This window comes from Escherichia marmotae, from assembly GCF_002900365.1.
Lineage (GTDB): Bacteria > Pseudomonadota > Gammaproteobacteria > Enterobacterales > Enterobacteriaceae > Escherichia > Escherichia marmotae.
Genome location: NZ_CP025979.1, coordinates 4043799 through 4070107, shown reverse-complemented (window position 1 = coordinate 4070107; position 26309 = coordinate 4043799). Strand labels below are relative to the sequence as shown.

26 protein-coding genes, 1 tRNA gene and 2 pseudogenes are annotated in these 26309 nt (G+C 51.8%); 13 read left to right on the top strand and 16 right to left on the bottom strand.

All coding sequences use genetic code 11. From position 1 onward, the window contains the following. Nucleotides 1–90: 90 nt before the first annotated feature. Entirely contained in the window at nt 91–654 is a 564-nt protein-coding gene (locus tag C1192_RS20820; RefSeq protein WP_010378695.1) for a YqgE/AlgH family protein, read from the top strand. Next, nucleotides 654–1070 carry a Holliday junction resolvase RuvX gene (gene ruvX, locus C1192_RS20815; RefSeq protein ID WP_000017106.1) on the top strand — a complete coding sequence of 139 codons (417 nt, stop codon included), beginning with the start codon at nt 654–656 and terminating at the stop codon, nt 1068–1070. The genes C1192_RS20820 and ruvX overlap by 1 nt, the downstream gene beginning before the upstream one ends. A 163-nt stretch (nt 1071–1233) precedes the next feature. On the opposite strand, the gene C1192_RS20810 is transcribed toward ruvX, so the two are convergent. Next, entirely contained in the window at nt 1234–2214 is a 981-nt protein-coding gene (locus C1192_RS20810) for a PilT/PilU family type 4a pilus ATPase (protein WP_072041616.1), read from the bottom strand. A 17-nt stretch (nt 2215–2231) separates the two neighbouring features. Between C1192_RS20810 and yggS the strand changes: the two genes are divergently transcribed. From yggS to hemW, 5 genes are read left to right on the top strand one after another with little or no spacing between them, the layout of a single operon-like run. Next, on the top strand, nt 2232–2936 hold the full coding sequence (yggS, locus tag C1192_RS20805; protein WP_038355770.1) for a pyridoxal phosphate homeostasis protein: 705 nt from the start codon (nt 2232–2234) through the stop codon (nt 2934–2936). Between the two features lie 17 nt (nt 2937–2953). Then, nucleotides 2954–3520 carry an osmotic shock tolerance protein YggT gene (gene yggT, locus C1192_RS20800; RefSeq protein WP_001094831.1) on the top strand — a complete coding sequence of 189 codons (567 nt, stop codon included), beginning with the start codon at nt 2954–2956 and terminating at the stop codon, nt 3518–3520. Further along, entirely contained in the window at nt 3517–3807 is a 291-nt protein-coding gene (gene yggU, locus C1192_RS20795; RefSeq protein ID WP_001277217.1) for a DUF167 family protein YggU, read from the top strand. The genes yggT and yggU overlap by 4 nt, the downstream gene beginning before the upstream one ends. Before the next feature lie 7 nt (nt 3808–3814). After that, complete coding sequence (locus tag C1192_RS20790) at nt 3815–4408, top strand: XTP/dITP diphosphatase (RefSeq protein ID WP_001174757.1); 594 nt, start codon at nt 3815–3817, stop codon at nt 4406–4408. Next, a complete protein-coding gene (gene hemW, locus C1192_RS20785) occupies nt 4401–5537 on the top strand; it encodes a radical SAM family heme chaperone HemW (RefSeq protein WP_038355769.1) in 1137 nt (378 codons plus the stop codon). Before C1192_RS20790 ends, hemW begins: the two co-directional genes overlap by 8 nt. Before the next feature lie 64 nt (nt 5538–5601). Here hemW and C1192_RS20780 read toward each other — a convergent pair whose 3' ends face one another. The 5 genes from C1192_RS20780 to trmB all read right to left on the bottom strand — a co-directional run bounded on the left by C1192_RS20780 (nt 5602) and on the right by trmB (nt 9911). Then, on the bottom strand, nt 5602–6609 hold the full coding sequence (locus C1192_RS20780; RefSeq protein ID WP_038355768.1) for a DUF1202 family protein: 1008 nt from the start codon (nt 6607–6609) through the stop codon (nt 5602–5604). Nucleotides 6610–6725: 116 nt separating this feature from the next. Further along, entirely contained in the window at nt 6726–7769 is a 1044-nt protein-coding gene (gene ansB / locus C1192_RS20775) for an L-asparaginase 2 (RefSeq protein ID WP_038355767.1), read from the bottom strand. Nucleotides 7770–7944: 175 nt separating this feature from the next. Continuing rightward, entirely contained in the window at nt 7945–8664 is a 720-nt protein-coding gene (locus C1192_RS20770; RefSeq protein ID WP_000984801.1) for a YggN family protein, read from the bottom strand. 201 nt (nt 8665–8865) lie between these two features. Next, on the bottom strand, nt 8866–9192 hold the full coding sequence (locus C1192_RS20765; protein WP_038355766.1) for a YggL family protein: 327 nt from the start codon (nt 9190–9192) through the stop codon (nt 8866–8868). Next, nucleotides 9192–9911, bottom strand: coding sequence for a tRNA (guanosine(46)-N7)-methyltransferase TrmB (gene trmB / locus C1192_RS20760; protein ID WP_000786922.1), 720 nt, complete (start codon nt 9909–9911; stop codon nt 9192–9194). Before trmB ends, C1192_RS20765 begins: the two co-directional genes overlap by 1 nt. A 160-nt stretch (nt 9912–10071) precedes the next feature. Between trmB and mutY the strand changes: the two genes are divergently transcribed. The 4 genes from mutY to nupG all read left to right on the top strand — a co-directional run bounded on the left by mutY (nt 10072) and on the right by nupG (nt 14028). Continuing rightward, a complete protein-coding gene (gene mutY, locus C1192_RS20750) occupies nt 10072–11124 on the top strand; it encodes an A/G-specific adenine glycosylase (RefSeq protein WP_001517060.1) in 1053 nt (350 codons plus the stop codon). 26 nt (nt 11125–11150) lie between these two features. After that, nucleotides 11151–11426, top strand: coding sequence for an oxidative damage protection protein (locus C1192_RS20745; protein WP_000091700.1), 276 nt, complete (start codon nt 11151–11153; stop codon nt 11424–11426). A 66-nt stretch (nt 11427–11492) separates the two neighbouring features. Further along, nucleotides 11493–12572: a membrane-bound lytic murein transglycosylase MltC gene (gene mltC, locus C1192_RS20740; RefSeq protein ID WP_038355765.1), complete on the top strand. Its 1080-nt coding sequence runs from the start codon at nt 11493–11495 to the stop codon at nt 12570–12572. Between the two features lie 199 nt (nt 12573–12771). Further along, nucleotides 12772–14028, top strand: coding sequence for a nucleoside permease NupG (nupG, locus tag C1192_RS20735; RefSeq protein ID WP_001517062.1), 1257 nt, complete (start codon nt 12772–12774; stop codon nt 14026–14028). Nucleotides 14029–14076: 48 nt separating this feature from the next. Here the strand turns inward: nupG and speC are convergent, their stop codons facing one another. Continuing rightward, nucleotides 14077–16212: an ornithine decarboxylase gene (speC, locus tag C1192_RS20730; protein WP_038355764.1), complete on the bottom strand. Its 2136-nt coding sequence runs from the start codon at nt 16210–16212 to the stop codon at nt 14077–14079. A gap of 162 nt (nt 16213–16374) precedes the next feature. Then, nucleotides 16375–16458 (bottom strand): hypothetical protein, encoded by an 84-nt coding sequence (locus C1192_RS25520; RefSeq protein ID WP_212976457.1) that lies wholly within the window; start codon nt 16456–16458, stop codon nt 16375–16377. Between the two features lie 152 nt (nt 16459–16610). Between C1192_RS25520 and C1192_RS20725 the strand changes: the two genes are divergently transcribed. Further along, the gene (locus C1192_RS20725) at nt 16611–17318 is read left to right on the top strand and encodes a DUF554 domain-containing protein (RefSeq protein ID WP_038355763.1); all 708 of its coding nucleotides are present in this window, start codon (nt 16611–16613) and stop codon (nt 17316–17318) included. Nucleotides 17319–17423: 105 nt separating this feature from the next. Then, nucleotides 17424–17499: transfer RNA gene (locus C1192_RS20720), tRNA-Phe, on the top strand. 76 nt (nt 17500–17575) lie between these two features. Here the strand turns inward: C1192_RS20720 and C1192_RS20715 are convergent. The 8 genes and pseudogenes from C1192_RS20715 to C1192_RS20685 all read right to left on the bottom strand — a co-directional run. Next, a pseudogene (locus C1192_RS20715) lies at nt 17576–18289 on the bottom strand (VasL domain-containing protein); the annotation flags it as partial. Between the two features lie 30 nt (nt 18290–18319). After that, nucleotides 18320–19470, bottom strand: a protein-coding gene (locus C1192_RS20710) for an IS3-like element ISEc16 family transposase (RefSeq protein ID WP_103194781.1) whose coding sequence is annotated in 2 segments (ribosomal slippage) — nt 18320–19209 and nt 19209–19470 — 1152 coding nt in all. Because the reading frame shifts where the segments join, the coding sequence is not laid out codon by codon here. A gap of 44 nt (nt 19471–19514) precedes the next feature. Further along, entirely contained in the window at nt 19515–19679 is a 165-nt protein-coding gene (locus C1192_RS20705; RefSeq protein ID WP_154663961.1) for a hypothetical protein, read from the bottom strand. A gap of 2 nt (nt 19680–19681) precedes the next feature. Next, nucleotides 19682–20815, bottom strand: a pseudogene (locus C1192_RS20700) (DUF2345 domain-containing protein); the annotation flags it as partial. Beyond that, entirely contained in the window at nt 20728–21057 is a 330-nt protein-coding gene (locus tag C1192_RS25740) for a hypothetical protein (protein WP_038354802.1), read from the bottom strand. The gene C1192_RS25740 and the pseudogene C1192_RS20700, both read right to left, overlap by 88 nt. 237 nt (nt 21058–21294) lie before the next feature. Then, complete coding sequence (gene tssH, locus C1192_RS20695) at nt 21295–23910, bottom strand: type VI secretion system ATPase TssH (RefSeq protein WP_038354803.1); 2616 nt, start codon at nt 23908–23910, stop codon at nt 21295–21297. A gap of 177 nt (nt 23911–24087) precedes the next feature. After that, nucleotides 24088–24579, bottom strand: a complete 492-nt coding sequence (hcp, locus tag C1192_RS20690) for a type VI secretion system effector Hcp (protein WP_038354804.1) — start codon at nt 24577–24579, stop codon at nt 24088–24090. A 4-nt stretch (nt 24580–24583) separates the two neighbouring features. After that, the gene (locus tag C1192_RS20685) at nt 24584–26308 is read right to left on the bottom strand and encodes an OmpA family protein (RefSeq protein ID WP_077784534.1); all 1725 of its coding nucleotides are present in this window, start codon (nt 26306–26308) and stop codon (nt 24584–24586) included. Nucleotide 26309 lies beyond the last annotated feature (1 nt).

Sequence of the window (26309 nt, the reverse complement as noted above, 5' to 3'; positions counted from 1 at the left end):
ATCTCGTTGAGACTATGAGTGACAGCGCCCGTCTTTCCACGCATACTGGGCGCTGTTGCTTTTTTGAACCAGGAAACAGAACCTCTGACAATGAATTTACAGCATCACTTTCTTATTGCCATGCCTGCTCTCCAGGATCCGATTTTCCGTCGTTCGGTGGTCTACATTTGCGAACATAATCCAGAGGGTGCAATGGGGATTATCATTAACAAGCCTCTGGAAAATCTTAAAATTGAAGGGATTCTGGAAAAATTAAAGATCACGCCGGAGCCGCGTGATGAGTCAATCCGTCTGGACAAGCCTGTTATGCTCGGTGGCCCACTGGCTGAAGATCGTGGGTTTATTTTGCATACTCCACCATCAAATTTTACTTCCAGTATTCGCATTTCAGACAACACGGTGATGACCACTTCCCGTGATGTGTTGGAAACGCTCGGCACCGATAAACAACCCTCTGACGTGATGGTTGCGTTGGGTTACTCCTCCTGGGATAAAGGCCAACTGGAACAAGAAATTCTCGACAACGCCTGGCTAACCGCTCCGGCAGATCTGAATATTCTGTTCAAAACACCGATAGCCGACCGCTGGCGCGATGCGGCAAGGCTGATTGGTGTTGATATTCTTACCATGCCTGATGTGGCGGGACACGCCTGATGAGCGGGACTTTACTTGCCTTCGACTTCGGCACCAAAAGCATTGGCGTAGCGGTTGGTCAACGCATTACTGGCACCGCTCGCCCTTTGCCTGCGATTAAAGCGCAGGACGGTACGCCGGACTGGAATATTATCGAGCGTTTGTTGAAAGAGTGGCAGCCAGACGAAATCATCGTCGGTTTGCCGCTGAACATGGACGGCACCGAACAACCGCTAACCGCCCGGGCGCGTAAATTCGCCAACCGTATTCATGGTCGTTTCGGTGTTGAAGTAAAGCTACATGACGAACGTCTTAGCACCGTGGAAGCGCGTTCCGGCCTGTTTGAACAGGGCGGTTATCGGGCGCTCAACAAAGGCAAAGTCGACTCTGCCTCTGCGGTTATCATTCTCGAAAGTTATTTTGAGCAGGGATATTAAGGCGATTTGCAAGCCTGGCAAATTGTAGATAGCGTCATCGTCCATCTTGCCGGATGCGGCGTAAACGCCTTATCCGGCCTACATTTGGCAGCGATTGTAGGTCTGATAAGACGCGTCAGCGTCGCATCAGGCATATTTACGATGCTAATCAGCCGCTTTAGCCTCACAAGCGCCCTTCTTTCACCCGCTGCTGATAACTCTGCTGAAAAGTTAACATCCCCACCTGCTGCCCGGTTTGAATAACATGTGGCAACTGGTGGGTTTTCCCTTCGCGTATCAAATTCCCCACCGCTGGCGTGTTAATCAACAATTCAAACAGCGCCACGCGCCCTTCCTGCTTATCCACTTCCAGCTTTTGTGACAACACCGCCCGCAAACTACCGGCCAGTTGATTACGCACGGGATCTTTTTCCTGTGCCGGAAATGAATCTACCAGCCGCTCGACCGCCTGCGCTGCACCGCGCGTATGTAAGGTTGCCAGCACCAGATGCCCGGTTTCTGCCGCCGTCAGCGCCAGACGGATTGTCTCGCTATCACGCAGCTCTCCGAGCAATATCACATCGGGATCTTCCCGCAATGCCGCACGTAATCCCGATGCAAACGTCATACAGTGCAAACCAATCTCCCGCTGCTGGATCAAACATCGCTGGCTGGCATAGAGATATTCAACAGGATCTTCCAGCGTCAGAATATGCGCATCGGCATGTTGATTGAGATAACCAACCATCGCCGCCAGTGTGGTCGATTTGCCGCTCCCCGTCGCTCCCGTCACCAGAATCAGGCCATTCTCGCTATTGAGTAATTCCGGCAATACCGGCGGCGCGCCAAGTTGTTCGAGCTGCGGGCAATGCGTAGGTAACAACCGTAACGCCAGAGAAATGCCTTGCCGCTGCGCAAACGCACTGCCTCGTAGCCGCTGGTTTTCAGCCAGCGATACCGCAAAATCAAGCTGGCCATTCTCAAGCAATATCGCCCGTTGATCGTCATCCAGCCACTCCCGCAACAACTCTTCGACGTCTGGCGCGTCAAACGGCGCGACCTCCATTCTCCCTCGAATGCGCCATCGTGCTGGCCAGGCGCTGCACAGGTGTAGATCCGAGACGTTATGCTTTACACTAAGGGTCACAATTTCTTCCATATTCATACTAAGATCCTCAGAAAATGAACGATATTGCGCATAACCTGGCACAGGTTCGGGACAAAATCTCAACGGCTGCAACGCGTTGCGGCCGTTCTCCAGAAGAAATTACGCTGCTTGCAGTCAGTAAAACAAAACCTGCGAGCGCCATCGCAGAAGCCATCGACGCGGGGCAGCGTCAATTTGGTGAAAACTATGTTCAGGAAGGGGTAGATAAAATTCGCCACTTTCAGGAACTGGGCGTAACAGGATTAGAGTGGCATTTTATTGGCCCGTTGCAGTCTAATAAAAGCCGCCTGGTGGCAGAGCATTTCGACTGGTGTCATACCATCGACCGTTTGCGTATCGCCACCCGTCTTAACGATCAGCGTCCGGTAGAACTTCCCCCTCTTAACGTACTGATTCAAATCAACATTAGCGATGAAAACAGTAAGTCAGGCATTCAACTGGCAGAGCTGGACGAGCTGGCAGCAGCGGTCGCAGAACTACCGCGTTTACGCCTGCGCGGGCTCATGGCGATCCCCGCGCCAGAGTCAGAATATGTAAGGCAGTTTGAAGTTGCACGCCAAATGGCTGTAGCATTTGCCGGACTGAAAACGCGCTACCCGCATGTCGACACCCTCTCTCTGGGGATGTCAGATGATATGGAAGCCGCCATTGCGGCAGGTAGCACGATGGTTCGCATCGGCACTGCTATCTTTGGTGCACGTGATTACTCTAAAAAATAAGGAATTAAAGGAACGCCATGAATACGTTGACTTTCCTGCTTTCAACGGTCATTGAGCTGTATACCATGGTGCTGTTATTACGCATCTGGATGCAGTGGGCTCATTGTGATTTTTATAACCCCTTCTCACAGTTTGTGGTGAAGGTGACGCAGCCGATTATCGGGCCACTGCGCCGCGTTATTCCGGCAATGGGGCCGATTGACAGCGCCTCACTGCTGGTGGCGTACATTTTGAGTTTCATCAAAGCCATCGTCCTGTTCAAAGTCGTAACCTTCCTGCCGATCATCTGGATTGCCGGTTTGCTGATTCTGCTGAAAACTATCGGCCTGCTGATCTTCTGGGTACTGCTGGTGATGGCGATAATGAGCTGGGTAAGTCAGGGTCGCAGCCCAATTGAATATGTGCTGATCCAGCTTGCCGATCCGCTACTGCGTCCGATTCGCCGCCTGCTACCGGCAATGGGAGGGATTGATTTCTCACCAATGATCCTCGTACTGCTGCTGTATGTCATCAATATGGGTGTCGCAGAAGTATTACAGGCAACCGGAAACATGCTGCTGCCGGGGCTGTGGATGGCGTTATGAGTGCCGTAACAGTAAACGATGACGGTCTGGTATTACGGCTTTATATCCAGCCGAAAGCCAGCCGTGATTCTATTGTCGGTTTACATGGCGACGAAGTAAAAGTCGCCATTACCGCACCGCCGGTCGACGGCCAGGCCAACAACCATCTGGTGAAGTTTCTCGGTAAGCAGTTCCGGGTCGCGAAAAGCCAGGTGGTGATTGAAAAAGGCGAACTTGGCCGCCACAAACAAATTAAAATCATTAATCCGCAACAAATCCCGCCAGAAATCGCGGCGTTAATTAATTAGGTATCCTATGCAAAAAGTTGTCCTCGCAACCGGCAATGCCGGTAAAGTGCGTGAGCTGGCGTCGCTGCTTAGCGACTTCGGTCTTGATATCGTGGCCCAAACGGAACTTGGCGTCGATTCCGCCGAAGAGACCGGCCTGACCTTTATCGAAAACGCGATCCTGAAAGCGCGCCACGCGGCAAAAGCGACCGGTTTACCGGCGATTGCCGACGATTCCGGTCTGGCGGTTGATGCGCTTGGCGGAGCGCCGGGGATTTACTCCGCTCGTTATTCCGGTGAAGACGCAACCGATCAAAAGAATCTGCAAAAACTGCTGGAAACCCTGAAAGACGTACCGGACGACCAACGCCAGGCTCGTTTCCACTGCGTGCTGGTGTATCTGCGTCATGCGGAAGATCCGACTCCGCTGGTGTGCCACGGTTGCTGGCCTGGCGTGATTACCCGTGAACCTGCTGGTACTGGTGGCTTTGGTTATGATCCGATTTTCTTCGTGCCTTCTGAAGGCAAAACCGCTGCCGAACTGACTCGCGAAGAGAAGAGTGCCATTTCCCACCGTGGTCAGGCGTTGAAACTGCTGCTGGACGCGCTACGTAATGGTTAAGTTACCGCCGCTCAGTCTCTACATTCACATCCCGTGGTGTGTGCAGAAATGCCCGTACTGCGATTTCAACTCTCACGCGTTGAAAGGAGAAGTGCCGCACGACGATTATGTTCAGCATCTGCTTAACGATCTGGACAATGATGTGGCTTATGCTCAGGGTCGTGAAGTGCAGACAATATTTATTGGCGGTGGTACGCCGAGTCTGCTTTCTGGCCCGGCGATGCAAACGCTGCTGGACGGCGTGCGTGCGCGTTTGCCGCTGGCAGCGGATGCAGAAATTACTATGGAAGCGAATCCTGGTACGGTAGAAGCCGATCGCTTTGTTGATTATCAGCGTGCCGGTGTGAACCGCATCTCTATTGGTGTGCAGAGTTTTAGCGAAGAAAAGCTGAAACGACTTGGACGCATTCATGGCCCGCAAGAAGCGAAACGGGCAGCGAATCTGGCAAGCGGGCTGGGGTTGCGTAGTTTTAACCTTGATTTGATGCACGGGTTGCCTGATCAATCACTGGAAGAGGCGCTTGGCGATCTGCGCCAGGCCATTGAACTGAATCCGCCGCATCTTTCCTGGTATCAGTTGACCATCGAACCCAATACGTTGTTTGGTTCGCGGCCACCGGTGCTACCGGACGACGACGCACTGTGGGATATTTTCGAACAGGGGCATCAGTTATTAACCGCAGCGGGTTATCAGCAATATGAAACCTCCGCTTACGCCAAACCGGGTTATCAATGCCAACACAATCTCAACTACTGGCGATTTGGTGACTACCTCGGCATCGGCTGCGGCGCGCATGGCAAAGTGACCTTCCCGGACGGGCGCATTCTGCGTACCACCAAAACGCGTCACCCGCGTGGTTTTATGCAGGGGCGTTATCTGGAAAGCCAGCGTGATGTAGAAGCCACTGATAAGCCGTTCGAGTTCTTTATGAATCGCTTCCGTTTGCTGGAGGCCGCGCCACGCGTGGAGTTTAGCCAGTATACCGGCCTTTGCGAAGAAGTGATTCGCTCTCAGTTAGACGAGGCTATCGCTCAGGGTTATCTCACCGAATGTGCGGATTACTGGCAGATAACGGAACATGGGAAGTTGTTTTTAAATTCACTGCTGGAACTGTTTCTGGCCGAGTAAACTTGTTCTGCCGGATGCGGCGTAAACGCCACATCCGGCTACAAGCCATGCATCATCGCAAAAATTACTTAATCCCCCCATTACGCCGCAGTTGTTCGGTATCTTTTTTCCAGCGTTCATTAGCCTGGTTGATATCGTCAATCTTCATCAAAATCGCGACTTTTTTACTGTTTATTTCCGAAACTTTCATCGTTAACGGATATTGCCCTTTTTCAAGCTTTATCCAGTCATCCTGCAATTTACGGCTGAGTTTTTGTGATTGCAGAAAAGTCTGTCGCCGCTGCTCGTTGATATCAAAATCCCGTTTCTGCTGAATCGGCACTTCATAACACTCTTCACTCTGTTTATGACATGCCGCAATCGCCGGTTGATAGACCTCTTTGTCATATTTAGCCGCGAACACCTCGCTATCATTCTGTTTATTAAACGCATCCCGTTGCTGGTGTATTTTTTTAAAAGCGTCTTCACGAGTCATTTGCTTGCCATCTGCCCCTTTTCCCCAATAAGCATTCGCCGCTTTCTGTGCCACAACCATTTGCTTATCAAGCTCTTTCACTTCCTTTTCCAGCCCCGAAATCGAATTCATCTGCACATTCAGCGCTGACTCAAGCTGACTAAAGCGATAATTGAAATCTTCGCTATTCACAATCAGGTACTTATTATTCGTTTTGATATCATCAACAAACCGCCCACTATCGCTGGCTGCTGCCTGAAAAGAGTAAAAATTCACCGTCCAGCCAGACGCGGGCGTTCCTTTACTGGTTAACATCGCTGAGAATTTTACGGGTTTATCTTTCACCCAGGTCTGTTCCAGCAGTTGATAATCTGCCAACTGACCGATCCAGGTATAGAGATCATCGTTAGAAGAGACATCACCTTCCGCAGACCAGGTGGCCTGATTCCCCTTCGCATCAAGTTTTTTTAAATTGATGGCATCCAGTTTGAGAATGCCGTGATATTGCTTTTTGAATTGATCTTTTAAGACATTTTCAGTTGGCGGTTCACCATCGGCCCAGCCATAACCTGACATCAACACAAACAACGCCGTACCTACAATCCATTGTTTTTTCACAGTGAAAGTCTCGCATGGAATAATTTATTCCTGTGATTATCATCATGATAATTATGATTGACAATGGACGTGAGTCTGAAGTGAGAAAGCCCCGGCACGATACCGGGGCGAGGCGATTAGTACTGATTGAAAATCTGCTGGATCTGCTGTGGATCTTTAGTTTGCGTCAGCGCCAGTTGCAGCAGAACGCGCGCTTTTTGCGGGTTCAGCGTACCAGAGGCGACGAAACCGTATTTCGCATCATCCACTTCGGCATCCTGAGTGGTTGCGCCCGTCGGTACGCGAGAAGAACGCACTACCGCAGTGCCGTTTTTCGCCACGGTTGCCAGGGTGTCGAATACGGTTTTATACAGGTTACCGTTACCCACACCGGCGCTAACGATGCCGTCATAGCCCGCATCTACCAGTGCTTTTGCCGGAAGATCGGATGCGTTAGCATAGTTATAAACGATACCAACTTTCGGCAGTTCATTCAGCTTAGAGACATCAAACGGCGTATCGCTGGTGTGCTTACGCGCCGGAGTACGCTGATAGTCGATTTTACCGTTGTGAATGTAACCCAGTGGACCGAAGTTAACAGACTTGAAGGTCGCTACATCGGTAGTGTTGGTTTTGGTCACACGACCATCCAGCACGGTGTCGTTCATCACTACCAGCACGCCACGGTTAGCGGAGGCTTTATCTGCTGCGGTCACTACCGCGTTATACAGGTTGAATGGACCGTCTGCGCTCATGGAGGTGGACGGACGCATTGCGCCGACCATCACTACTGGCTTATCACATTTTACGGTCAGATCGAGGAAGTAAGCGGTTTCTTCCATCGTGTCTGTACCGTGAGTAATGACGAAGCCGTCAGTTTTATCGCAGTCGGTATTAATTTTTTTCGCCAGTGTCAGCCAGACATTATCATTCATGTCCTGGGAGCCGATGTTAACGACCTGCTCGCCTTTAACGTTCGCAATGTCCTTCAATTGCGGCACCGCATTGACCAGGTTTTCTACGCCAACTTTACCCGCTGTGTAGTTAGATTTGGTTGCGGAGTCACCACCACCGGCAATCGTCCCGCCGGTCGCTAAAATGGTGATATTCGGTAATGCTAATGCTGCACCACTAAAACCCATAACCAGTGCGGCAAGTGCCGTCTTTCTGAAAAACTCCATTTCATTCCTCCAGTTACGTGAACGCTACGTATTATCCCTTAGCTTTGTATAAGAAATTTGACGTTAAACAATTTACAACGTGAATGGATTTTGGAGATCTATAAAGTTAGAGGCAGGTAACAAAACGAAGAATTAAACGGCATAAAAAAGTATTATGCCGTCTTAAAATAGAAGATTATTTCAAATTCCCAACCAGGGCTTTGCGGCTATCTTCCAGGGTCACCACACGGCTACAGACATCTTTGCCAAACTGCTGGAAATCTTTTTCCTGCTTTTTCCACTCGGTTTGGATGGAGGATTGCAAACCGCCCAGGCTTCCCAGCACATTCTGTAACGGATTACCGCCGCTTTTCAGTACCGCTTTCGCGCCCATTTCATTAATGCTGTCCTGCAAAATTCCACCCATCGCCTGATTCACTAGTTGCTGGCCTTCGGCGCGAACCTGATCAATGGCTTTATAGTGGAACGTCAGGCCATCGCTGCGCGTTTCAATAATGCGATTCATCTGTTCTTTCAACTGCGCATCGAGCTTGGTCAGACGGCTGCGCATTTTACTGCTTTCACCCATCTCCTGAACGATAATTTTATCCAGTGCGACGCGGGCTTTCTCAACGCGGCTCTTAGTCCCTTCATCAATCCACGGCAACGTGCTGCGCAGTTCTGCCTGATAATCCTTCGCCTGCTCGCGCTGGGCGGCACTCAGAGAATATTGCTTGCCGTTGTACATCACATTGCCGTCTGGCGTGATCACCAGATTGCCGTTTTCGCCCTTCACCTGTACGGTTTGCGGGCTGACAATCACATCGTCACGCGGTGTGACGCTGCACTGGTAGTCGGCGTGAGCAGTCATTGCCGTTACTGAAAGTGCTGCCGCCAGCAGCATTTTGCGCATCATAATCTTCCCTCAAGAACAAATCAGGCCAGCATTTGCTGGCCCGGATTGATAACAAAGTGCGCATTGTCCATGCCGGATGCGGCGTAAATGCCTTATCCGGCCTACTCAATCGTGCAACCTCAATATATTGCATACCCATTGTAGGCCTGATAAGCGTAGCGCATCAGGCAGTTTTGCGTTTGTCATCGCCCGTATGCTTTCTTAGTCCCACCAAACGTCGAAAAGTTCGCTGGCGCGTACCTCATCCAGTTTGCGCTCTTCCAGCCACTTACGCACAATCGCCTGATGTTCTTCGGTACATTTGCCAATTTCCTGCATGCAGATCAGACCTTCCCAGGCCAGATAACCGCTGCCGTCAAAAGCCAGCTTGTTCGGTTCGACAACCTCGTTAATAAAATCATCAACGGTTTTATCAATCTGTTCTTCCGATGTACCTTCCGGGAATCGCCATGCCACCGAAAATCCTAATTCCTGGAATTCGTCGATGTGCATTTTTTTACGCAGACGACGGCTACGGTTCTTTGCCATTATTTCACCCTCTCGAACATTAAGTCCCATACTCCGTGACCAAGACGATGACCACGTTGTTCAAATTTCGTCACCGGACGTGATTCCGGGCGCGGTACGTAATCGTTACTTTCTGACAGGTTTTTATAACCGTCAATGGAAGACATCACTTCGAGCATATGTTCCGCATAAGGTTCCCAGTCGGTCGCCATATGGAATACGCCCCCCAGTTGCAGTTTGCTTTTTACCAGTTCAGCAAACGGCACCTGAACGATACGGCGTTTATTATGACGTGCTTTGTGCCACGGGTCAGGGAAAAAGAGCTGAACCATGCTCAATGAATTGTCAGGAATCATTTTATGCAGCACTTCGACCGCGTCATGACACATCACGCGCAGATTGCTCAGCCCCTCTTCATGCGCGGAAGCCAGGCAAGCGCCAACGCCCGGCGAATGCACTTCAATGCCGAGGAAATCCTGCTCCGGACGCTCTTTCGCCATTGCCACCAGCGAAGCACCCATGCCAAAACCAATCTCAAGCGTCACCGGCGCTTCACGGCCAAACAGCGTCGGGAAATCCAGCATATCTTCGCTGAACTCAACGCCCATCACCGGCCAGTAGTTTTCCAGCGCATGTTCCTGGCCTTTGGTCAGTCGCCCCTGGCGGCGTACAAAACTACGGATACGGCGCAGAGGACGGCCGTTTTCATCAAATTCCGGTGAGATGACGTCGTTTTTCATAAAGATTTAGTCGCTTGTGAAAGTGTTCTGAAAACGGGCATTATCCAAAGTTAGTTGCCGGATGCAAGCATGATAAGGCCGTGGCTGCGGAAAGTTCCGGTTTACACCCTGTCGTCACTGTGCTGCAATCTTGCCCCCAACAACTGTGAATTTGGTGACCATGCAAGCGTCGCAATTTTCAGCCCAGGTTCTGGACTGGTACGATAAATACGGGCGGAAAACCCTGCCCTGGCAAATTGACAAGACGCCCTACAAAGTATGGCTCTCAGAAGTGATGTTGCAACAAACTCAGGTTGCGACTGTTATCCCCTATTTTGAACGCTTTATGGCGCGCTTCCCGACGGTGACCGATCTCGCCAATGCGCCGCTGGATGAAGTTCTCCACTTATGGACCGGGCTTGGCTATTACGCCCGCGCGCGCAATCTACATAAAGCGGCACAGCAAGTTGCCACCTTGCACGGCGGAAAATTCCCGGAAACCTTTGAGGAAATCGCCGCACTACCGGGCGTCGGGCGTTCCACCGCGGGCGCGATCCTCTCACTTTCTCTGGGTAAGCACTTTCCGATTCTCGACGGTAACGTCAAACGCGTGCTGGCGCGCTGCTATGCTGTAAGCGGCTGGCCAGGGAAAAAAGAGGTCGAGAATAAACTGTGGAGTTTGAGCGAACAGGTGACGCCCGCCGTCGGTGTGGAGCGGTTTAATCAGGCGATGATGGATTTAGGCGCGATGATCTGCACGCGCTCGAAGCCAAAGTGTTCGCTCTGCCCGCTACAAAACGGCTGCATTGCCGCGGCCAATGATAGCTGGTCACTTTATCCAGGCAAAAAACCGAAACAGACGCTGCCGGAGCGCACCGGCTACTTTCTGCTGTTACAGCACGAAAATGAAGTATTTCTGGCGCAGCGTCCGCCAAGTGGATTGTGGGGCGGTTTATACTGCTTCCCGCAGTTTGCTGATGAAGAAAGTATGCGGCAATGGCTGGCGCAACGGCAGATCAACGCCGGTCACCTGACGCAACTCACCGCGTTTCGTCATACCTTCAGCCATTTCCATTTAGATATTGTGCCTATGTGGCTTCCCGTGTCGTCATTCACCGGTTGCATGGATGAAGGCAATGCGCTCTGGTATAACTTAGCGCAACCGCCGTCAGTTGGCCTGGCGGCTCCCGTGGAGCGTTTGTTACAGCAGTTACGCACTGGCGCGCCGGTTTAGCGCGTGAGTCGATAAGAGGATAATTTATGAGCAGAACGATTTTTTGTACTTTCCTGCAGCGTGAAGCAGAAGGTCAGGATTTTCAGCTATACCCCGGCGAACTGGGAAAACGCATCTACAACGAGATTTCCAAAGAAGCCTGGGCGCAGTGGCAGCACAAGCAAACCATGTTGATCAACGAAAAGAAACTTAACATGATGAATGCTGAGCACCGCAAGCTGCTGGAGCAGGAGATGGTCAATTTCCTGTTCGAAGGTAAAGAGGTACATATCGAAGGCTATACGCCGGAAGATAAAAAATAAAAAGACATTGCCGGAGCACGCCTCCGGCAACTTGCATAAAAACAAACACAACACGCACCCGGAATGATGAAAAAATATCTCGCGCTGGCTTTGATTGCGCCGTTGCTCATCTCCTGTTCGACGACCAAAAAAGGCGATACCTATAATGAAGCCTGGGTCAAAGATACCAACGGTTTTGATATTCTGATGGGGCAATTTGCCCACAATATTGAAAACATCTGGGGATTCAAAGAGGTGGTGATCGCCGGTCCTAAGGGCTACGTGAAATACACCGATCAATATCAAACCCGCAGCCACATCAACTTTGATGATGGTACGATCACTATCGAAACCATCGCCGGGACGGAACCTGTCGCACACCTGCGCCGGGCAATTATCAAAACGTTACTGATGGGTGACGATCCGGGGTCGGTCGATCTCTATTCCGATGTTGATGATATTACGATATCAAAAGAACCTTTCCTTTATGGTCAGGTAGTAGACAACACCGGGCAGCCAATTCGTTGGGAAGGTCGCGCGAGCAATTTCGCGGATTATCTGCTGAAAAACCGCCTCAAAAGCCGCAGCAACGGGCTGCGTATTATCTACAGCGTAACCATTAATATGGTGCCGAACCACCTTGATAAACGTGCGCATAAATATCTCGGTATGGTTCGCCAGGCGTCACGAAAATATGGTGTCGATGAGTCATTAATTCTGGCGATTATGCAAACCGAATCCTCATTTAACCCGTATGCGGTCAGCCGTTCCGATGCGCTGGGATTAATGCAGGTAGTACAGCACACCGCCGGGAAAGACGTGTTCCGCTCACAGGGGAAATCCGGCATACCTGGCCGCAGTTTCTTGTTCGATCCTGCCAGCAACATTGATACCGGCACCGCATATCTGGCGATGCTGAATAATGTTTATCTCGGCGACATTGATAACCCAACGTCGCGGAGTTATGCCGTCATCACCGCCTATAACGGCGGCGCTGGCAGCGTGTTACGTGTTTTCTCGAATGATAAAATTCAGGCAGCTAATATTATTAACACCATGACGCCAGGTGATGTTTATCAGACTTTGACGACCCGCCATCCTTCTGCGGAATCTCGCCGCTATCTCTATAAAGTGAACATGGCGCAGAAATCTTACCGCCGTCGATAATTTCACCTTTGCCTCTGACATTACTTCGAGGCAAAGTGTTACACGCTTCACAATTTCGCCTTGCAAATTGAGATTATTTGCAATTATTTGCTACGGATGACAAAAAAACAGTCAGCGAAGTTGATAGAATCGCATCATCTTGCACGGTCAAATGTGCTTTTTAAAACACTCATCCGCATCACGATGTGAGGAAATTAACATGAATCTTAAGCTGCAGCTGAAAATCCTCTCTTTTCTGCAGTTCTGCCTGTGGGGAAGTTGGCTAACGACCCTCGGCTCATATATGTTCGTTACCCTGAAGTTCGACGGTGCTTCTATTGGCGCAGTTTATAGTTCACTGGGTATCGCAGCGGTCTTTATGCCTGCTTTGCTGGGGATTGTGGCCGACAAATGGTTAAGTGCGAAATGGGTATATGCCATTTGTCACACCATCGGCGCAATTACTCTCTTCATGGCGGCGCAAGTTACCACGCCGGAGGCGATGTTCCTCGTTATCCTGATTAACTCGTTTGCCTATATGCCAACACTTGGGTTAATCAACACCATCTCTTACTATCGCCTGCAAAACGCGGGGCTGGATATCGTTACTGATTTCCCGCCAATCCGTATCTGGGGCACCATCGGTTTTATTATGGCGATGTGGGTGGTGAGCCTGTCAGGCTTCGAACTAAGCCACATGCAACTGTATATTGGCGCAGCCCTTTCCGCCGTTCTGGTGCTGTTTACCTTTACGCTGCCGTATATTCCGGTTGCTAAACAGCAAGCGAATCAGAGCTGGACGACTTTGCTGGGGCTTGATGCATTCGCGCTGTTTAAAAACAAGCGTATGGCGATTTTCTTCATCTTCTCGATGCTGCTGGGCGCGGAACTGCAGATTACCAACATGTTCGGTAATACCTTCCTGCACAGCTTCGACAAAGATCCGATGTTCGCCAGCAGCTTTATCGTGCAACATGCGTCAATCATCATGTCGATTTCGCAAATCTCTGAAACGCTGTTCATTCTGACTATCCCGTTCTTCTTAAGCCGCTACGGTATTAAGAACGTAATGATGATCAGTATTGTGGCGTGGATACTGCGTTTTGCGCTGTTTGCCTACGGCGACCCGACTCCGTTCGGTACTGTACTGCTGGTGCTGTCAATGATTGTCTACGGCTGCGCATTCGACTTCTTCAACATCTCTGGTTCGGTGTTTGTGGAAAAAGAAGTTAGCCCGGCAATTCGCGCCAGTGCGCAGGGGATGTTCCTGATGATGACCAACGGCTTCGGCTGTATCCTCGGCGGTATTGTGAGCGGTAAAGTGGTTGAGATGTATACCCAAAACGGCATTACCGACTGGCAGACCGTATGGCTGATTTTCGCAGGTTACTCCGTGGTTCTGGCCTTCGCGTTCATGGCGATGTTCAAATACAAACACGTTCGTGTCCCGGCGGGCACACAGACGGTTAACCACTAATTACGCCAAGAAAAACGGGCTACCATCTGGTAGCCCGTTTTTTTGTTCTCACTTCAACACATAACCGTATAAACGTTTCATGCCGTCGGCATCGGTTTCGCTATAGACACCTTGTAGCTCCGGCGAAAACCCCGGCAACAAATTCACGCCTTCTTCCAGTGCGAGAAAATAACGCTGTACCGCGCCTCCCCATACCTCCCCCGGCACCACGCAAAGCACGCCAGGTGGATACGGCAGCGCGCCTTCCGCCGCAACCCGCCCTTCGGCATCACGAATACGCACTAACTCCACTTCACCACGAATATAGGCGCTATGCGCATCCTGGGGATTCATCACTACAGGCGGGAAACTCTGTTGGCGGAACATCGCTTTTTGCAGGTCTTTGACGTCGAAACTGACATACAGATCGTGCATCTCCTGACACAACTGGCACAGGGTATAGTCGCGATAGCGCACCGGATATTTGTTATAAACGCTCGGCAACACCTCAGCCAGTGGCGAGTCATCCTCAATATGCTGTTCAAACTGTGCCAACATTGCAACCAGTTGTGCCAGCTTCTCGTGGCTCTCCGCCGGGGTTAATAAGAACAGAATAGAGTTGAGATCGCACTTTTCCGGCACAATGCCATTCTCACGCAGATAGTGCGCCAGAATCGTCGCAGGAATACCAAAGTCGCTATATTCACCGGTTTCGGCATCGATACCGGGCGTGGTCAGTAGCAGCTTGCACGGATCAACAAAATACTGATCTGCGGCATATCCCTCAAAGCCGTGCCAATTCGCCCCCGGTTCAAAACTGAAGAAGCGACGGTCGCTGGCCAATACTGACGTCGGATAATCCTGCCACAATTTGCCACCAACAACGGGCGGGATAAACGGGCGAAACAGCTTACAGCGTGCAAGAATCGCCTTGCGCGCTTCAATGCCCAACTCAACACACTCCGCCCACAGTCGACGACCGCTCTCCCCTTCATGGATTTTGGCGTTAACGTCCAGCGCAGCAAACAGCGGATAGAACGGACTGGTGGAGGCGTGGAGCATAAAGGCATTATTCAACCGCTTATGCGGGCAAAAGCGCGCCTGCCCGCGAATATGGTTATCTTTTTTGTGGATCTGCGAAGTCTGCGAGAATCCCGCCTGCTGTTTGTGCACCGACTGGGTAACAAAGATCCCCGGATCGTTTTCGTTAAGTTCTAACAGTAACGGCGAGCTATCTGCCATCATCGGAATAAACTGCTCGTAACCGACCCACGCGGAATCAAACAGAATGTAATCGCACAAATGCCCAATGGTCTCGATCACCTGGCGAGCGTTATAGATAGTACCGTCATAAGTTCCTAACTGAATAATTGCCAGGCGAAACGGGCGCGGTAGTTCGGCTTTTTCTGGTGCCACTTCACGAATTTGCTGGCGCAAATAGTCTTCATTAAAACAATGCGCATCAATACCGCCGATAAAACCGAACGGGTTACGCGCGGCTTCCAGATACACCGGCGTCGCCCCAGCCTGAATCAATGCACCGTGATGATTCGACTTATGATTGTTACGATCGAACAGTACCAGATCGCCACGCGTTAACAGCGCATTGGTAACCACTTTGTTTGCTGCCGAAGTGCCGTTAAGCACAAAATAGGTTTTATCAGCATGAAACACTTTGGCCGCAAACTTCTGCGCATCCTTCGCTGAGCCTTCATGAATAAGCAGATCGCCCAGTTTCACATCGGCGTTGCACATATCGGCACGAAAAACGTTCTCACCGAAGAAATTGTAAAAATGACGCCCCGCAGGATGCTTTTTAAAGAACGCGCCATGTTGATGACCCGGGCAAGCAAAAGTGCTGTTGCCCATCTCAACATATTGCGTCAGCGTGTCATAAAACGGCGGCAACACGTTTTCTTCGTACTGGCAGGCTGCAGATTCCAGCTCCAGCCACTGCTGCTCGTTGCCATTGATTACCGCCGCGACGCCCGCAGGCAATTCAACAATCTGTTCGGAATACAAAAACACCGGTAGATGAAAACCAGTGCGTTTAAGTAACGCAAGAATGCCACTGCGGCTATCCGCAGCGGTAATGACGACTGCCGCGACGTCCGTAAAATCAGTATCTTCCAGCGCCACCACGCGACGATGGGTAGAAATTCGGGAAACCAGTTCACTACTGGCGGCAATACTCATTGATTTCATAAATGTAAAACCCGTTTCGGGGAGGTAAAAATACCGGGCAAGGTGTAAAAACCTGCCGCATGAGATGTGGGTCAAACTGGTCACCAGCTCCGACCGCCAGACATCAGTAAAAGCAGAATGGCTCTGATTTTACTGTTGTCCTACAGTGAGCGTGCGTTAACTTCACCGCATGAGCAGTAATATGGAAAGGGAAGCGTTTCGCGCAAAACGGCGATAAACAAGAGAATGTAAGGAGGTGGCGTGCATCGGGCAAACTCCGTACAACAAGGAGAAAATTCGCGCAATCATGGCACCTTTCACCAGAGCGTGCAAGCCAGGACTTTGCGGTCAGACAAGCAATCGGCGGGACAAAAAGTTCATAATAAAAACATCAAACAACACAATTAACAGGAACTCTTGTGGTCATCGGCCCTTTTATCAACGCTAGTGCAGTATTACTGGGTGGCGTCCTCGGCGCACTGCTTAGTCAACGCTTACCGGAACGGATCCGTGTCTCTATGACATCCATTTTTGGTCTGGCATCGTTGGGAATTTGTATTTTACTGGTGGTGAAATGCGCCAACCTTCCGGCGATGGTTTTAGCGACGCTACTCGGTGCATTAATTGGTGAAATTTGTTTGTTGGAAAAAGGTGTTAATACCGCAGTCGCTAAAGCGCAAAATTTGTTTCGTCACTCGCGTAAAAAGCCAGCGCATGAATCTTTTATTCAGAATTTTGTCGCGATTATTGTCCTGTTTTGTGCCAGCGGCACCGGGATCTTCGGCGCGATGAATGAAGGGATGACCGGCGATCCGAGCATTTTAATCGCCAAGTCATTTCTGGATTTCTTTACCGCGATGATCTTCGCCTGTTCACTTGGCATTGCGGTATCGGTGATTAGTATTCCATTGCTGATCATCCAGTTAACGCTGGCCTGGGCTGCTGCGCTGATATTACCGCTGACAACACCATCGATGATGGCAGACTTCAGCGCCGTAGGTGGTTTGCTGCTGCTAGCAACCGGCTTACGCATCTGCGGCATTAAACTATTTCCGGTGGTCAACATGCTTCCAGCACTACTTCTGGCAATGCCTCTTTCCGCCGCCTGGAGCGCCTGGTTTGTCTGATGATGCGTGTAGTAACGGCAAAGTGATGATAGATTGTGCAGTCTGCTATAAATTGAAGAAATTTAATTGACGAGACGAGGCGAATCAGGTTTAATGCGCCCCGTTGCCCGGATAGCTCAGTCGGTAGAGCAGGGGATTGAAAATCCCCGTGTCCTTGGTTCGATTCCGAGTCCGGGCACCACTATTCATAAGGTCTCGCTGAAAAGCGGGGCTTTTTCTTTTTCTGGCTACGGTAAATTTCTGGCCGTTGCTACAGGTCATTCATAAACATTCACACCTTTTATCTTCGAAGTGTTCTGTCTAATGTCGGCATACCTGGCGATAAGCTGCTTCAGGTGCATCTCTGCCTGAGCCTCTGTTGCAGGAGGGAGTGGCTGTCCTACCGGCAATTGCGCCAGTACCCGCAGTTGTTCTTCAGCCGGTATGGATTGGTTAAATAGCTGCATAGCGGAATACACCACTGATTTCAGTTCACTGACCGTCATGTATTTCCCCTTATGCTCATCCAACCCGTTCAGCCGTTCACTCAGTCTCTGTAGCGTCATCATTCCCTGATGCCAGCCATTCAGGTTTCCTGTCGGCAATGCGGCAACATTAAGTTGTTGCTGCCACTGCTGTATCAGGGGCTTTGCCCGCTCCGGCCAAATCGCCTGAGCCTGTTCGACAAGCTGCCGACCTCTGGTGATGAGCCAGTCCGGTGGTAGCTTATCGAGAAGTGCAAGCTGCTGCTGTGTTTGCGTAATTAAAGTTTGTGGCAATGGAGATTGCTGGCGCAATATATCCAGTTGTTCTGGCGTGAGTATTGTGGGTAACGGTGCCAAAGAGGCCGTAAGTTGAGCTTGTAGCGGGTCTGGACGGTGAAAATACTGCCAGGCCCATACTATTACTGCACTTATCACCAGCATGGTACACATCCCGCCGACAAAAGATTTCCACCTTTTTACTGGCATGGGTATGGCAGAAAGCACATCTGATCCTACCCACGTAATGTGGACACGGCCCTAAGCGAGATTATGGTTTTCAAATTGTTCCGGGCTGAGACCGCCACAGGCACTGTGACGACGCCAGCGATTGTAATCACACTCGATATAATTAAACACCGTTGCCCGCATTATTTCCCGGCTGCTAAAGCGTTCCCCGTGGATACATTCCACCTTCAGCGAATGAAAGAAGCTTTCCACACAGGCATTGTCATAACAGTTGCCTTTCGCACTCATACTGCCACGCAGGTTGTGTCGCTTCAGCAGCGCCTGATAATCCCCTGAACAGTATTGACCACCACGGTCCGTATGAACAATGACGCTTTCCGGGCGTCTTCTCCGCCACAACGCCATTTGCAGTGCATCACAGGCCAGTTGTGCTGTCATTCGCGGTGACATCGACCAGCCAATAACGGCGCGTGACCACAGGTCGATGACTACTGCGAGATACAACCAGCCCTCATCGGTACGCAAGTACGTGATGTCACCCGCCCACTTCTGGTTCGGGCCGCTGGCGCTGAAGTCCTGCTCCAGCAGATTCTCCAATACGGGCAGGCCATGTGCACGGTAGCTGACCGGGCTGAACTTCCGGCCGGCTTTCGCCCGCAGCCCCTGACGACGCAGGCTGGCGGCAATGGTTTTAATATTGAACTCCGGCAGTTCGTCAGCAAGGCGGGGAGCACCGTATCGCTGCTTTGCCTCAAAGAATGCCTTATGAACAGCGGTATCGCAGGTGAGCCGAAACTGTTGGCGCAGGCTCATCTGGTGACGACGCCTGAGCCAGACATACCAGCCGCTGCGGGCAACCCGAAGTACACGACACATCGCTTTGATGCTGAACTCTGCCCGATGATTTTCGATGAAGACATACTTCATTTCAGGCGCTTCGCGAAGTATGTCGCGGCCTTTTGGAGGATGGCCAGTTCCTCAGCCTGCTCCGCCAGTTGTCGTTTAAGGCGGACATTTTCAGCGGCCAGTTCGCTTTCGCGCTCTGACGAACTCATTTGTTGCTGCTGTTTACTGCGCCAGGCATAAAGCTGAGATTCATACAGGCTGAGTTCACGGGCTGCGGCGGCCACACCGATGCGTTCAGCGAGTTTCAGGGCTTCGTTACGAAATTCAGGCGTATGTTGTTTACGGGGCTTCTTGCTGATTGATACTGGTTTTGTCATGAGTCACCTCTGGTTGAGAGTTTACTCACTTAGTCCTGTGTCCACTATTGGTGGGTAAGATCATTATTCCCTGTACCATCAAAAAACATCCCGATAGTAATCGTAATACCTGGTACAGGTTTACGCTTACAGACAACTGTTTTCTCTGACACATTCACATCAGTAAAGTGCTCGCACTCACTGGCTTCCCAAGCATGGAAATCACTCATGCTTATTTGCTCCCTGCTGCAGAATTACCGGTTCCAAGGATCTCAATGTTTAATTTGCTGGGCATTGAAGTATAAATTGGCAACGTTTTACCATTGTCATCTGAAATACCATGAAACACCTGCCCGTCAGCCGTCGTCACTTTATACTCAGTCTGTGAGATAATATTCCCGTTTTCATCAGTCAGAGAGTAAATACCACCGTATCCTTTCGGAAATTCAGGGGTTGGCGTATTCAGCGAAGCGGCCCCCATCTTCTGAGCGTTAACACATTTCCACAAAATATTACCTTCACAGCCCAGAATAATATTTTTACCCTGCAACTGAATGAACGACCCGTCCAGATTTTTCAGCACGACATCTTTCGCAGCAGTGATTTCAACCCGTCCCTCTGTACTGGTCACGGTCACATCTTTTTTCGCTGCCGCATCCAGCGCATCATCCTGCGCCTGGATTTCAACTTTTCCCTTCGCGGCGAACAGTTTCATCCCCGTCTTACAGGCCAGCATACTGATGGCTTCACCCGCTGCCACCGTAAAACGCTTCAGTGCACTGATATCCGTATTCTGTTGGGACATAATCCCCACGCTGACACTGCCCGAGGAAACGCGCACACCTTCCGGACTGCTGATGCTGACGCCTTGTGGTGCATTCAGGACCATCCCCGGCTGTGCCAGGTCCGTCAGGGCATCCGTCAGCATTTTCTGACTCCGGATATCCGCCGGATACGCCTGCGCCGTTTCTGCCGCATCTGACAGCGTTCTGGCAATACTCAGGGCATTTTCCAGTTGGGCAATGGCCTCCTGCATTGACAGCATCTTATCGCTGGCAAATGCCTGTTTATCGGCGGTGATAAATACTCCGGCACCTCCGCGAATCGATATATGCCTGTCCGTGCGCAGCTCTGCCCCTTCCCCGCGCAGTTCACGGGAGGCATCCACGTTATGCCCCAGATTAAGCTGCGTCTTGCCCCCGTACTCCGTACTGAGCTTGATATGCTCCTCACCGCGCCTGTCCTCCATCCGCAGTTTGTTCAGACCGGCGGTGCGGATTACATTCCGCGTGTTGTTGGCTTCGGTGACGGGGTCTGCGTGGCGGGAGTCGTGCAGGGCGTGGGCGATATACGGCCGGTCAGTGTCATCAGTGGCCCGGTCCCCATGGTCAGTGTCGCCGGTTTACTCAGTAACTGCGATGTACTGATGTTCAGGTCACTGCTGGTAAACAGAACGGTGTACTGATACAGCCCGCTCATGCACTCCTCACCACTGAAAGCCTCCACATCCGGCGATGCGGTACAGGACGGAATATCCAGACGGTAGCGGTTCAGCCCGCCTTCAGTTAATGCAGACAGGGCGTTATTCAGCGTCTCTGTCAGACTCATAATATTGGCTCCATAGGATAACCCGTTGTTCATGACGCTGTTACCAACGGGCTGATGGCGGGATTAAATAAGGGGACTCAGCCGATAAGAAAAAGAGTGATTATGGCTCCAGCCCAACGGCACTAATAATGACCTTTAATGGCAACAGTCTCATTTCAAAATACCCAAATTTTTGCAGTACAAAATTATCAGCAATAATCTGTGCCTGCAGTCCCATCGGATAATCACTTAGCTCCTTTAGCCAGGTTTAAACTCCAGTCCAATCCCTTCATCATCATTCCAGCCCAGCGTCAGCGAAACCGGCTTTTGTTTCGCCGCCATATGAATCAGCAGTTGCTGACTCAGTACCGGCAAAATTTGCTGGTTGAGCAGGTTGTCGATATTGCGCGCTCCGGTGTCCGGTAGCAGGCAGGCACTGGTCAAAGCGTCATACAGACTCTCGTCAACATATGTGGTCAGGCCATAGTGACGATGCAAGCGCGTGCTGACCTGTAAGAGTTTCATTGCCACGATGGCACGCATCGCCGCTTCCGTTAGCGGGCGATAAATCACTGTCTGGAAGCGGGCAAGCAGCGCAGGCTGGAAGTGTTCGCACAGGATCGGGCGCAGCAGTTCGTGCAGATCTGCTTCGGTAGCTTCCGGTTTTTCATTGAGCAACTGCATCAAATGGTCGCTGCCAAGATTGGAGGTCATCAGAATAACGGTATTACGGAAGTCGATTTCACGGCCTTCGCCGTCGCGCATAAAGCCACGGTCAAAGACCTGATAGAACAGGTTCATCACATCACGATGCGCTTTTTCAACTTCATCGAGCAGCACCACGCTGTACGGACGCTTGCGCACCGCTTCGGTGAGGATGCCCCCCTGCCCGTAGCCGACGTAGCCTGGAGGAGAGCCTTTCAGTTGGGAGACGGTGTGCGGCTCCTGGTATTCCGACAGGTTGATGGTAATCAGTGATTTTTCACCGCCGTACATGACGTCAGCCAGCGCCAGCGCCGTTTCGGTTTTCCCTACACCACTTGGGCCAACCAGTAGGAACACACCCTGTGGGCCATTCTCCGAAGTGAGGCCTGTTTTCGCGGCTCGCAGGCGCCGGGCGATGGCTTCAAGCGCCACATTCTGCCCAACTACGCGTTTACCGATTTCGTTTTCCAGCGTCAGCAGTTCGCTCTGCTCGTCTTTCATCAGTGACGACAGCGGGACGCCCGTCCAGTCAGCAATCACGGTAGCAACGGTACGCACATCCACATCGACGGAGAGTAACGGGTTGCTGTGCTGCATACCGTTCAACTTCTGTTGCAGGACGTAAGTTTCACTCTGACGAGAAATCTCCTGACGGCTTTCCAACAGTTGTTCAGTAAGTTCCCGCTCCTGACCGTATCGGGTTTCCAGCTCCTCGAGTTCAATAAAGAATTTTTTCTCCTCCTGTTCGATTGCCGCCAGGCGTTCACCGTGGTTTTGATTGCCGACGGCAATGTCTTCCTGTAGTGCCAGCCTCTCCATTTCAAGAGCGGTAATCCGGGAACGGGTACGGATCAATTGTTCAGGCACGGTGTCGAGGCTCATGCGCACGCGGGCGCTTGCGGTGTCGAGCAGGTCAACGGCTTTGTCCGGTAGTTGGCGGCCTGTAAGATAACGTCGGGAAAGCGCGACAGCAGCACGAACCGCATCGTCGGTGATATGCACATTATGGTGTCCGGCGTAGCGAGATTTCAGACCACGCAGCATCAGGCAGGCGGTGTCATCGTCGGGTTCATCCACCTTCACCATCTGAAAGCGGCGCTCAAGTGCGGCATCGCGTTCGAAAAATTGTTTGTATTCAGACCAGGTAGTGGCAGCAATGGTTCGTAATTCGCCGCGCGCCAGTGCCGGTTTCAACAGGTTGGCGGCATCCGCGCCACCAGCCTGGTTGCCTGCGCCGATGATCGTGTGCGCTTCATCAATAAACAGCAAAATCGGTACTGGTGACTGCTGCACAGCATCAATCACGTTTTTCAGACGCTGTTCAAATTCCCCCTTCACGCCCGCACCAGCCTGCAACAGACCAAGATCAAGAGTGCGTAGCACGACAGGTTTGAGCGACTCCGGCACATTGCCTTCAGCGATTCTGAGCGCCAACCCTTCTACCAGTGCCGTTTTACCGACACCCGGCTCACCGACCAGGATCGGGTTGTTTTTTCGGCGGCGAGAAAGAATGTCCACCATCTGGCGGATTTCAGTATCACGCCCAAATACCGGATCGATTTTGCCTTCGCGGGCTTTGGCAGTGACGTCGAGAGTAAACTTATCCAGCACGTTCTGCAGTACCGGGCTGAGTTCCCCCTCTTTTAACTCCGCACCAACAGGACTTCTAACAGACGCCAGTTCCGCTTCCTGCTGCACTTCAGGACGCTCATCTGACTGGGCATCCAGTAACGGGCGCAGGCGTTCCAACTGACTCTGGCCCAGGGTCAGTAATGGCCACAGACCATCGCAACGCACCAGGTTCTGCTTATCAACCAGTGCCATCATCAGGTGGTGACTTCGGATCTGTTCTTCGCCTGCCAGTGAGGCAATCAGCCAGGCTTCTTGCATCAGCGTCTGGATGTTTGCTGAAAGCTGCGGACGACGGAGCACTGAGCGCGGTTGTTTGTCGAGCCAGCCAAGCAAATCCTGCCAGAGACAGTCCATGTCCCACTCGTAGCGACGTGCCAGCACCGTAAGATCGCCCTCGCCCTGCTCCAGCAGTTTCAGCAGCCAGTGCTCCGGCAGAATTTCCGTATGCGCACGGGTCTGGCAGAGCGAAGCCGCCCCTTCCATCGCACGAGCACAGTATGGGTTCAGACGTCGCAGCAGGATGGCTGGATTTTCCATAAATTTCTCTCTTTATCGGTTCCTGGGCACGCTACCGCCCCTCGCTATTTCCTGAGAAGGAGACCTAAGCGCATACGGTCAGGCTGGCAGATTGTGGGTTCTTTGCTGAAAGCCCGTTGACTTCAGACGTTCAGCAAAAACGAAAAAGCGGGCAGAGAAACTCTGCCCGCTCGTGACTTACGCTGTAGCGCGTTCGTTCCATGAATCGGAATGAATGATGTTGCCGTCTTTGTAGGTCCAGGTGATTTTTTCGTAGCGCAGTTCGATCTGCTCAAGGTGGTTGTGCTTCTCGAAAGAAGGATCTTTGATGTCGTGCATGACAGGATTCACCTTCACCACTTTTACGTTCTCGAGCTTAGTGTTGAAGTACTCGACCTCCTGACCCGCATCGTTAATTTTGTACCACTTGAATTCTGCAGACTTGAGGGTCTGTCCGGTGGTCACCGCCTTGTACAGGTATGGGCTGGAGGAATCGATTTCCTTGGTAAACAGGAACGGAGTGTGGATTCGGGTGCCGGTCAGCTTGCCTGTGTTGTTATCAATCGGGATGTACAGGTTGTGTTCCTGAGCCACCACTTCGATGCTGCCTTCACGATCCTGAACGTCCACAGACCCTTTGATGTCCGCGCCGCCATCGTCCTTCAGCCAAAGATAAACAGGAATTGCCATGGAATTACTCTCTATTATGTTGTGATGCGGCATCATCCTGTGATGACGCCAGGGTGTGACCTGGCATCTGACAGGCATTAGCCTGCGATACCAGACTGATTTCGACACGGCGGTTGAGCGCACGGCCTTCCGGGGTATCATTAGTTGCGAGCGGGCGGCTTTCGCCATAGCCCTGCACCGCAAAACAGCTTTCCGGCACGTCACCGGTGTCATGCATCCAGTCGCGCACCGCTTCGGCACGTTTCTGAGAAAGCGTCTGATTTCGTTGTGCATTGCCGGTGTTATCCGTATGACCGGCGACCACAATCAGCCAGCCCGGCATGGCCTTGACGCCCACCAGCGAATTAACCAACATTTTGGTGGATCCGGCTTTCAGCGCCGATTTGCCGGAATCGAACAGCGACATGCTGTCAAGGCGGATAGTCTTTGGTCCCTGGACAATTTTTTTGATAACCGGCAGCGAGGATGGTGATAGTGATGGTGGTAGCACCTGATCATTTACGACGGCTTCAACAGCAGGTATCAGACGCTGCCCCTGATATAACCCGAAGCGATAGCGCACAGGTTCACCGCGCTGCTGCCAGTCATCCAGCAGAGCGCCATCAGCGCGCAGACGCTGCTGCACCTGGAGTGTAGGTGTGAGAGGGATGTCGGTGAGATGGTGGTATAAGGCAAGATGGTCACCGACATTGCGGATCAAACGCTGGTTGTTACACCAGGACGCCAGTATCGCCAGCGCAAGGAAAATGCCTCCCAACAGCCCGGCGTAGCGCCAGAACACCATCCGGCGACTGACGCCACGACGACGCGGCAGCGCCGACAGCAGTAGATCAGGCAACGGCAAAAGCTCACCGTTCTCCACTGTATCAGGTGGCAGCGCAGTAACAGAGGCAATGTGTTGTTGCCAGAGGTTACCGGCGAGACCGCTCACGGGAACCATGCACAACCCTTGAACACAAGGCTTCAGAGCGGGCAGTTCTCCCTGACGCTCCGACAGCAAGCTGTTAACAGCGGAGTTCAGCCAGGCAAGTCCACTGTCAAGCCACAGTATCTGGCTCAGGCGGGACAGCCACTCGCCCGAAGCCGTTTCCCGAGTCCAGTCGCTCAGCGACAAATTGCCCTGACCTGGTTGATACACCTGGAGTCCTGCCCGTTGGCTAACAGTGGTAAACCAGACTGGCTCTGCATCAACACTGGCGGCAGGCGGTGACAGCCAGCTCACTACCCACAACGGTGGGAGTTGTCCGGTTGCAGCGCGGCATTGCATCACGGCACGCTGCCAACCACGCAGACTTTGAGTTAAGTCAGCGTCAGATGTATGACGTTCAGGCAGAACCGCCAGCAACACAGAGATCTGTGACACCAGAGCCGGGCGAATCTGACTCAGGTATTGAGCCAGCAATGGCAGTTGCTCTGCATCTTTTACCCACAGATACCAGCCCTGACGGGTTTCACGATGCTGTACCCCCTCAGCAAAAAGCGCGCGGTTATCACCACACACCAGAATGACAGCCCCCTGAAAATCCTCCGTGGGCAGTGACTCCCCGAACGCCGGAGCCTGTATCTGTGATGTCCGGTACTGATGCCAGAGCATCACCCCACATACCAGAATAACCAGCAGGCTGAGCGCCACGCGACTCCCGGCCGACAGCGGCCAGAACCCCAGGATAAGCCACAATGCCAGCACACCCGCCAGGACGGTTAACAGACTCCGGTAAACCTCACGCATC